The sequence below is a fragment of the Ancylobacter sp. G4_0304 genome, from assembly GCF_047501495.1.
Lineage (GTDB): Bacteria > Pseudomonadota > Alphaproteobacteria > Rhizobiales > Xanthobacteraceae > Ancylobacter.
This window is the reverse complement of record NZ_JAZDRM010000066.1, coordinates 1-9,284: the sequence shown is the minus strand read 5'-3', so window position 1 is coordinate 9,284 and position 9,284 is coordinate 1. Positions and strand designations below refer to the sequence as shown.

8 protein-coding genes are annotated in these 9,284 nt (G+C 67.8%); 5 read left to right on the top strand and 3 right to left on the bottom strand.

Features of this window, described 5'->3' with window-relative positions:
* Positions 1–236 precede the first annotated feature (236 nt).
* From VRZ77_RS21430 to VRZ77_RS21420, 3 genes are read left to right on the top strand one after another with little or no spacing between them, the layout of a single operon-like run.
* Positions 237–1,661 (top strand): GumC family protein, encoded by a 1,425-nt coding sequence (locus tag VRZ77_RS21430; RefSeq protein ID WP_414594598.1) that lies wholly within the window; start codon positions 237–239, stop codon positions 1,659–1,661.
* Complete coding sequence (locus VRZ77_RS21425) at positions 1,658–3,049, top strand: O-antigen ligase family protein (protein ID WP_414594597.1); 1,392 nt, start codon at positions 1,658–1,660, stop codon at positions 3,047–3,049. Before VRZ77_RS21430 ends, VRZ77_RS21425 begins: the two co-directional genes overlap by 4 nt.
* A gap of 5 nt (positions 3,050–3,054) precedes the next feature.
* The gene (locus VRZ77_RS21420) at positions 3,055–3,993 is read left to right on the top strand and encodes a glycosyltransferase family 2 protein (protein WP_414594596.1); all 939 of its coding nucleotides are present in this window, start codon (positions 3,055–3,057) and stop codon (positions 3,991–3,993) included.
* Between the two features lie 28 nt (positions 3,994–4,021).
* Here VRZ77_RS21420 and VRZ77_RS21415 read toward each other — a convergent pair whose 3' ends face one another.
* Positions 4,022–5,134 carry a linear amide C-N hydrolase gene (locus VRZ77_RS21415; protein ID WP_414594595.1) on the bottom strand — a complete coding sequence of 371 codons (1,113 nt, stop codon included), beginning with the start codon at positions 5,132–5,134 and terminating at the stop codon, positions 4,022–4,024.
* A 324-nt stretch (positions 5,135–5,458) separates the two neighbouring features.
* On the opposite strand from VRZ77_RS21415, the gene VRZ77_RS21410 reads away from it, so the two are divergent.
* Both VRZ77_RS21410 and VRZ77_RS21405 read left to right on the top strand, forming a co-directional pair.
* Positions 5,459–6,577 carry a polysaccharide biosynthesis/export family protein gene (locus VRZ77_RS21410; RefSeq protein WP_414594594.1) on the top strand — a complete coding sequence of 373 codons (1,119 nt, stop codon included), beginning with the start codon at positions 5,459–5,461 and terminating at the stop codon, positions 6,575–6,577.
* Positions 6,578–6,582: 5 nt separating this feature from the next.
* On the top strand, positions 6,583–7,515 hold the full coding sequence (locus VRZ77_RS21405; RefSeq protein ID WP_414594593.1) for a glycosyltransferase family 2 protein: 933 nt from the start codon (positions 6,583–6,585) through the stop codon (positions 7,513–7,515).
* A 3-nt stretch (positions 7,516–7,518) separates the two neighbouring features.
* Here the strand turns inward: VRZ77_RS21405 and VRZ77_RS21400 are convergent, their stop codons facing one another.
* A complete protein-coding gene (locus tag VRZ77_RS21400; RefSeq protein WP_414594592.1) occupies positions 7,519–8,679 on the bottom strand; it encodes a Gfo/Idh/MocA family protein in 1,161 nt (386 codons plus the stop codon).
* Positions 8,680–8,766: 87 nt separating this feature from the next.
* On the bottom strand, positions 8,767–9,284 hold a 518-nt coding region (locus VRZ77_RS21395), incomplete at its 5' end, for a DUF6030 family protein (RefSeq protein ID WP_414594591.1).

Below are 9,284 nucleotides of genomic sequence, written 5' to 3'. Positions count from 1 at the left end.
GTGCGGGGAGGGGCGGCGGGAGGCTATGAAGCACGGCACGGGCGGGCGCGCCGGCCATGGCGCCAGCATGCGCTGCCGAGGCCGATGACTGAAGCAATTCATTCATCATCCTTGCGAAAAATTGCCCGAATTCCACGACTAAAATGCAACAATGGTTGCAACATGGCCGGGCAGTCTATCTGCCTCGCCGGAAGGCGTTTGCCCGGCGGCGTCCGGCGCGATCTCAAGGTTGTTTCATGTCCGCGTCCCCGCCCTCGACACAGGCGTATTCCGAATATCGCCTTGAGCAGGGCGCGCAGGACCCGCTGCGCGACATCACCATCGATTTCGACGCGATCCGCGGCTTCCTCAAGCGCAGCCTCGGGCTGATGATCGTCGGGCTACTGATCGGTGGGCTGCTCGCGGTCGGCCTCGCCATGGCGACCTCCAAGAAATACACCGCCTCGACGCGGGTGCTCTACGGCACGCTGAAGGGCGACGACGTGTCCGGCCAGACCACGCTGGAACCCGGCTTCGGCGACAATCTGGTCGATGCGCAGATCGAGCTGATCCGCTCGAACACCGTGATGAAGCAGGTGATCGAGGAGCTCAAACTGATCAACGGCCCGCTCGGCCATGCCGAATTCGGCCGGCCCTCGCTGCTGTCCAGCCTGTTCGGCGCGCTGCCGAAGCCGCTCGACGAGACGGCGGTGCTGGAGGCGATCGGCAAGCGGCTGGAAGTGGAGCGGGTCGGCCGCAGCCAGGTCGTGCAGATCAGCTACACCTCGTCCGATCCCGAATTCGCCGCGCTGATGGTCAACACCATCGGCAAGGTCTATGTCGACCAGCAGCTCAAGGCCAATGCCGCCGTCGCCGAATCCACCGCCGCCTGGACCACGACGCAGATCGACGAGCTGCGCGGCAAGATCGAGGCGAAGGAGCAGGACATCCAGAAGTTCAAGGCCGACAATAATCTCTACGGCGCCGACGGGCGCATGATCGGGGCCGAGGACCAGCTCGCCGAGATCAACACCCAGCTCGTCCGCGCCGAGGCCGATGCCGCGCAGGCGCGCACCCGCCGCGACCGGCTGGTGCTGATCCAGCAGAGCGATCCGGCCGCGCTTCTCGCCGAATTCCGCGGCAACAACGCCATCGAGGCGCTGCATGAGCGCTACATGACGGTCGACCAGCGCTACCAGCATCTCCTCGGCCGGCTCGGCCCCAAGCACCAGCTGGTGCAGCAGGAGCTGCGCTCGCTCAACGATGTCCGGCGCCTGATCGATCAGGAGGCCGGCCGGGCGGTCACCGCCGCCAATGCCGAGGTGGAGGCCACCGGCTCGCGCGTCACCTGGCTGCGCGCCACCCGCACCTCGCTGATGGAGCAGATCCGCCGTTCGGATGCCGCCGCCGGCCAGCTCGTGCAGATGCAGGTCGAGGCCGACGCGCTGCGCAAGGCCTATGAGAGCAATCTCACCCGCTACCAGCGCGAGATGCACAATCAGAGCTACCCGGTCGCCAATGCCCGGATCATCGAGGTCGCGGACGTGCCGGAGAAGCCGTCCTCGCGCGGGACCATCGTGCTGGTGGCGATCGGCTGCGTGCTGGGCCTGCTGGCCGGGACGTTCCTTGCCTTCCTCACCGATGGCCGCCGTCGCCGCCGCAGCGAGGCCGTGGCCCTGTGAGCGGCCGCGCGGGCGAGGCCGGGCCGGGCGCCGCGCAGGGCGCGCCGCTGCCGCGCGTGAGCGTCTCCCGCGAAGGCCTGTGCCGCCTGCTCGGCTTTGCCCTGCTCGGCATGTTCCTCGTCGTTACCTTCATCGGGCTCAACCCGCTCGCCGATATCGAGGTGCAGACCCGCGCCGAGGGCAATATCGCCGACCGGCTGGTGTCGCTGGCGATGGGGGGGCTCGCCTTCGCCATTATCCTGCTGCGCTGGCGGCTGGCGCTGATGCTGCTGCGCCAGAGCTGGCTGATCTGGCTGATGGTGGGCTGGTGCGTGCTGAGCGTGGTGTGGTCGATGTATCCCGGCTTCACCATCCGCCGCACCTTCGTGATGTGCGTGCTGACCGCCGCGGCCTTCGCGCTGGCGCTCAACACCCGCAACACCTACCGGCTCCACACGATGCTCGCGCTGTTCCTCGCCTTTGTCATGGCGCTGAACATCGTCGCGACCATCCTGTTTCCCTCGATCGCCATCACCGAGATCGGCGTGCGCGGTATCTATGGACAGAAGAACATGTCGGGCCAGGTGGCGGTGATCAGCGCCTTCGCCATCGCGACCTGGATGTCGGTGTCGCAGCGCCCGCTCCATGTGGTGATCGGCCTCGGCGGGCTGGGGGTCACCGGGCTGTTCCTGCTGATGACCGGCAGCCGCACCAGCACCGCGCTCGCCGTCGGGCTCACGCTCACCGTGCCGCTGGTGATGCGCTTTCTGGCGCGCGGTCCGCGCGAGCGGCGATTCCTGTTTATGCTGGGGCTGTTCGGCCTCGCCTTCGCCGCGTTGGGCTTCCTGGCGGTGGGCATGACGCTTCCCGAAATCCTCAAGCATTCGGTCGGCGATCCCACGCTCTCGGGCCGCACCGACATCTGGGAGTTCGCGCTGATCGAGATCGCGCACCGGCCGTGGCTGGGGGCGGGCTATGGCGCGTTCTGGGACGTCGGGCTCGATGTGGATCCGGTGCTGCGCGCGCCGCCCGGCACCTTCCTGTCGCAGGTGAAGATCGGCTATCTCAACCAGGCGCATAACGGCTATCTGGAAGTGATGCTGCATGTCGGCATCATCGGGCTGGTGCTGGCGCTGGCCGCGGTGGCGCAGTCGGTCTATCAGGCGCTGTATCTGTGTCTCGACCGCACCACCTCGGGCGCGGCCCACGCACTTCACCTGTTCTGCTTCCTCGTCCTCGTGTTCTATCTGGGCAACAATCTCATGGAGGCGACGCTGTTCCTGCGCGGCCAGATGCTGAACAACATCGCCATGCTGGTGATGTTCCTGCTGCACCGCGTCTGGCTCGACCGGCTGATCGGGCAGCGGCTGGCGGCGCGGGAAGCGTCCGGCGCGCAGCCGATGGCCTGACCACGATGCGCATCACCCTGCTGTTCTGCACCTATCGCCGCCCGGCGCTGCTGCGCAAGGCGCTGGCCTCGGTGGCCGCGCTCGACGGGCTCGACCGCGCCGAGATCGATGTCGTGGTGGTCGATAATTCCGACGATGAATCCGCCGCCGAGACGGTGGCGGACTTCGCGGCCGGCGCTCCGTTTCCGGTGCACTACGTCACCGCCCATCCCGCCAATATCTCGGTGGCGCGCAATGCCGCGGTGGCGGCGGCGACCGGCGAGATCGCGGTGTTCCTCGACGACGACATGGAGGTCGAGCCCGGCTGGCTACCCGCCGTGCTGGAGACGCTGGAGCGCACCGACCGCGATGTCTATTTCGGCCCGGTCGAGGCCGATTTTGAAGGGCAGGGCACCCCGAGCGCGGCCGCGCTCGCCCTGTTCGACCGCAAGACGGCACTCGGCGCGGGCGGGGAACTGTTCGCCATGGGCCCCAACAAGACGTCCGGCTTCGCGCTCGCCACCTCGAACTCGATCTTCCGCCGCGCGCGGACGCTGACCGACCCGGAGCCGTTTGACACCGTGCTCGGCCAGTGCGGGGGCGAGGATTACGACCTGTTCTGCCGGCTGCAGCGGCGGGGGCGGCGGTTCGGCTATATTCCCGGCGCGCGGGCTCGCGAATTCGTGCCCGCCCATCGCGACGACGTGGATTATCTTGCCCGCCGCCACTATGCGGGGGGCCAAGCCTTCGCCTTCAGCGTGGTGCGCAACAGCGAGAACCCGGTGGCGACGGCGCTGGTCCTGCGCGCCAAGACCGCCGTGCAGTTCGTGCTGCTCGCCCTTGCGGCGCCGTTCATGGAGCGGGGTGAGCGCCGCATCAAGCTGGCCGCGCTCAAGGGCAAATGGAGCTGGCGCAACCTCTATCCGCTCTACCGCGTCGAGGATGAGGATCTGTCGGGAGGCTGACCGGCATTGCGGCGCCTCCCGCAACAGCTCAGGCCGCCGGTCCCTTCAGCACCGAGGTGCCGTCGCTCGCCCCGCCGTTCAACGCCTTGAGCGGGATGACGTGGGGCTTAGCGTCATCCTTGAGCTCGGCAAGGTTGAAGCGCGTGTAGTTCAGGCTGGCATAGTCGCGGATGAAGAACAGCCCGCGTTCGAGATCGGCGAGGCTGGTCCAGGTGGTGAACTCGGTGGCGTAGCGCGCGCCCTTTTCGCCTTCCAGCCCCTCGACTTCCAGATGGCCGACGCCCTCTTCCGGATAGTCGATGGTGACGCCGCGCGCGCGGTCGAAATTGTTCATCACATGAGCAAGGGTGAGCACCGCCGCGTCGGGGTTCGCGGCCTTCTCGGTGAAGTTCGCGAAGAAGGCGGCACGGACGAAGCGCCCGACCGAGGTGTTGGAGCCGGGAAGGTTGGCGGTGGCGATGCCGGAATCCGGCTGCATCGCCTTGTAGCTGCCGAAGCTCGCGGCCGGCGCGTCGACATTGGTCAGGTGGGTGTAGTTGTCGAGATTGGTGAGGTGCCAGGGAAAGGCCGGGCCGTTGGTCATCACGCCCACCGGGTTGTCGTGTACCGACATCACGCCCTTGTTGAACTCGATGACCAGCGCCGCGCCGCTGCGGTCGTGGACCACATAGTGGAACGGGGATTCCACGCCGCCGAGGATCGCCAGTGGCTGCACCATCACCGGCTGCCCCGCCAGCGCGGTCTTGACCTGCGCCACCGTGTCGAACTGGCCGAGCACCCAGGCGCCAAGATCAGACGCTCCCAGAACCCTGCGCGTGGCGTCGACCGCACGCTGACCGCCCCCCGCCGCCGGATAGGACAGCAGGCTGAAGGTGAGGCCGGCCTCGTTAAGCCCTTCGAGAATCTTGAGATCGGTGATGCCGACCGGGTTGTCCGCGCTCGGCACCCGTGCCGGCATGGTCACGGCCAGCACGCCGTGGCGCGCGGTGAAGGACACCGGAGCATCGCCCTCGACCTGCGAGGTGGTGGCAAAGCCCGCCGGAAACCAGACGATCTGGTACGGCAGGTCCATGGTCAGTTCGAGCGTGCGGCCGAAATAGACCTTTCCGGCGGCATCCCGATAGCTCAGCGAAGTACACATCTCGTCGTTCCTGCGCAGGCGAATCCCTCGGGGTTCGCAATCGTCGCCCGGGTCACCTTCGCCTTTTGGGAAGGGGGCGATCAAGGCTGAAGGTGCCGGGATGGTCCGCAAAAGGGGCGCCGGAGGCGCCATCTGGAGGTGGCGCAAGCGTTTTTCGCCTGTGTGCACTGCACAAACCCGGTCATGGTTAAGCGCGCGTTAAGGGCCGGTGCCTAGGGTCGGAGACGGTCGACTCGCTCGGAACTTCTCATGCGCCTCGCTTCGCGATTGCCTGGCCTTCTGCTTGCTCTTCTCGCTGCCCTCCCGGCGGCGGGATGCCAGTTCATGCCCAAGGCGGGCCCGACCGGCACCGCCATGCAGCAGAATGCGATGCGCTTCGTGCCCGACGAGGCGCCGATCGACTACATCCTCGTCGACCTGTCGAAATCCGTGGCGTTGGGCTCCGGCTCCGACCCGACCGCCGCCTCGATCCGTGGAATCGGCGGCTCGATCGGCGCGCCGCCGGCGACCCCGCAGATCCGGCTGAATGTCGGCGACATCGTGCAGGTCACCATGTTCGAGGCCGAGTCCGGCGGGCTTTTCATTCCCTCCGACGCCGGGGCGCGGGCCAGCAACCACATCACCCTGCCGAACCAGCAGGTGAGCTCGCAGGGCACCATCACCGTGCCTTATGCCGGCGTGATCAACGTCGCCGGCCGCACCATACAGGCGGTGCAGGAAGACATCCGCAACAAGGTCGAGGATCGCGCCATCGAGCCGCAGGTGATGGTGACGCTGGTGTCCTCGCCGTCCTCGCAGGTCTCGGTGCTCGGCGACGTCGCCGATCCGGCGCTGGTGACCATCGAGCCCAGCGGCACCCGCGTGCTCGACCTGATCGCCCGCGCCGGCGGTGTGAAGGGCAAGGGCGAGGATGCGGTGGTGACGCTGCTGCGCGGCGGGCAGAGCCGCTCGTTCAAGCTCGCCTCGCTGCTCACCAATGCCTCGAACAACGCTTATGTGCGCCCCGGCGACACGATCTATGTGCAGAGCGACACCCGCTCCTACGTGGTGCTCGGCGCGCTGACCGAGAACGGCACCTATCGCTTCGACGGCGAGAACGTCACGCTTGCCCAGGCGATCGGCAAGGCGGGCGGCCTGATCGATACCCGCGCCAATCCGGGCTATGTCTACCTCTACCGCGAGGTCGACCGCGCCACGCTGATCAAGCTCGGCATCGACCAGACCGACATTCCCGGCGCCAAGGTGCCGGTGGTGTTCCACGCCAATCTGAACGAGCCGGCCAGCCTGTTCGCGGCCAATCGCTTCGAGATGCATAATGGCGACGTGCTCTATGTCTCCAACGCGCAGGGCTACGAGGTCGCCAAGGTGATCCAGCTGCTCTACATGATCGCCGACACCGCCTCCAAGGCGGTCTATGCTGGCAACGGGATCGGGACCAACTGACGCGCATGACGGCGGGATCGCTCACCATCGTCATTCCCACCTATAACCGGCACGGGCCGCTGCGCCGGGCGCTGGCGAGCGCCGTCGCGCAGCAGCTTCCCGAGGGGCTGGCGGTCGACATCCTCGTGGTCGACAATTCGCAGGACGGCAACGCCTTCGGCATCGTCGAGGAATTTCGCGCGCAGGGCGTGAGCGTCGCTTATTCCAGCGAGCGCGAGGCCGGCGTCGCCAATGCCCGTAATGCCGGCGTGAGGCAGTCGCGCGGCGACTGGATCGCCTTTCTCGACGATGACGAGGCGGCCGAACCCGGCTGGATTGCCGCGCATTGGCGGGTGATCGGGATAACGGGGGCCGATGCCGTGTTTGGCCCGGTCTCCGCTCAGGCCGAGGAGCCGGGCGGGCTGGTGGCGCTGCTGCCCAATTTCGCGCGGAGGATCGAGTTGCCGGACGGGGCGGACCTCGCGCCCCACTCCGCACTGCTCGGCACGAATAATTCGGCGTTCTCGCGCGCGTGCCTCACCGGCCCCGAGCCGTTCGACCGCTCGTTGAACGGCTGCGGGGGCGAGGATTCGCTGCTGATCAAGCGCCTCGTGCTTTCCGGGCAAAAGCTGCGCTGGTCGGCGGAGGGCTGCGTGACCGAATGGGTGCCGCCGCGCCGGCTGAGCTGGAGCTACGTCACCCGCCGCCGCTTCCTGAGCGGGCAGATACGTTCCTTCGTGCTGACCATGCTGGAGCCGCCGCGCTGGGGCGAGCTGGCGCAGTGGATGGCGATCGGCGCCGGGCAGTTCGCGGTGGGCGGAGCGCTCACCGCGCTCTACTGGTTCCTCGACCGGCCGAAGGCGCTGGCGGCGCGGGCAAGCGCGGCGGCCGGGCTCGGCAAGATCTTCTGGATGCGGGCCTTTCGGCCGGGTCTCTATGGCAAGGGCTTGGTCAGCTAAGGCTTACCGCGCCCATGGCATGGGATCGATCGGGGCGAAGCGGCTTTGCACCTGAGCCGGGCTCGGGAAACGCTCGGGATATTGCAGCATCTCCGTCACTTCGGTGACGTGGACCGCGAAATCGGCGTCGAGTCGGCTCGGGCGGCTCTCGCGCAGAGCGTCCGCCAGTTCCCGCACCCCGCGCATGAAATCCATGGTCGGGCGCCCGCGCTTCCTCTGGAACGGCACCGGCCGCACCGGCGGCACGCCGCGCGAGGGCAGCCAGCCGAAGCGGCGTTCCAGATAGCGCGACACGCGGTCATTGGCGGAGCGGCGCACCCGCACCGGGCAGTCGTAATGCCAGGGCTCGGCCATTTCCAGCACACCCTCCTCGCCGATCAGGCGGAGCCGGTGGTCATAGGGCGCGACGATCGAATTGGTGACGCGCGCCATCACGCCGCTCTCGAATTCCAGGCACCCGACCGAGACGTCCGGCGCCCAGCCTCCGGGCGGGGGCGCTACACCCTTGTCCGGGCAGGCGAGGGTGGCGAAGGCGGTGACGCGCACCACCGGGCCGAACATCGCGGCCAGCGGGGCAACAGTGTAGCCGGCATGCTCGAAGGTGCAGCCGACCTCGAATTCGCCGCTCGCCGGCCATGGCTTGCCGGAGGTGGAGAGCCAGTCGCGCGTCGGCAGCTTGTGGATCATGCCGTCGTCGAGCTCGGCATAGATCAGGCGGATGTCGCCGATGAGCTTCTGCCGAACCGCGCGCCACAGCGTCTGCGCGGATTCGCCGAGCACGTTGCACGGCGCGGCGGAGATGCGCACGCCGGCGGCCTCGGCGAGCGCGCGAAGTTCCACCGCCTGCGCGGCGGTCATGGCGAGCGGCTTCTCGGTATAGAGGTGCTTGCCTGCCGCGATGATGCGCCGGCTGACTTCCAGATGGGCGTGGGGATCGGTGAGATTGAGGACGATGGCGACGGCGGGATCGTCCAGCAAGGCGTCGAGGCTGGCATAGGCGCGCCCGCCGAAGGTCGACACGAAGCTGGCGAGGCGGGCGGGATCGAGGTCGAAGGCGCCGCGCAGCGTCAGCCCGTCGCGATGGTGATCGAGGCTGTGGCCGTAATAATCGGCGACATAGCCGGTGCCGACGATGGCGATCTCGGTGGCCGCGGGGCTCGGCATGGGGATTCTCGTGAGGAGGGGCGCGTTTCGCGATTGTTGTACCGTGCCGGCCGGGGCCTGTCGCGGGGCGGCGTGCCGCGGCGGCGCCTAAAGTCCGCCGCGCATGCCGATCTGCTGTTTCGGGACGCGGCGCAGGAAGATGTTGACGCGCGCGGGGTCGTTCTCCTGCGGGCGGATGACGAACTGCCAGTTCTTGTCGGAGAACTGATAGGCGGCGGCGTCAAGTAGCGCTTCCTCCGCTTCCGGGGGCAGCGCGAGGCCGAGGCCTTTGGAAAGGCTGTTCACCAGCGTCACGGTGCGCTGCTTGATGGTCTCGTTCACGGTTTCCGAGATCAGGTTCAGCTTGAAGCGCACCATGCCGACGGTCTCGGCATCTATCCCGAGAATGGTGGCGAAGAGGCTGGCGCCGTCGCGGCCGAAACGCTCGACCTCGGGCGTGCAGGACCACTCGCCGGCCTGCGAATCGCGCTTCCATTCCGCGCCGTGCATGCCAACCTCGGCGAGGTCCGCGCACAGATCCTGCGGGGAGCGCAGTTCCAGTGGCTCCGGCGGCGCGGGGGGATCCACCGGCGGAGCGGCGGCGATTTCAGGAGTGGGTGCGGGGG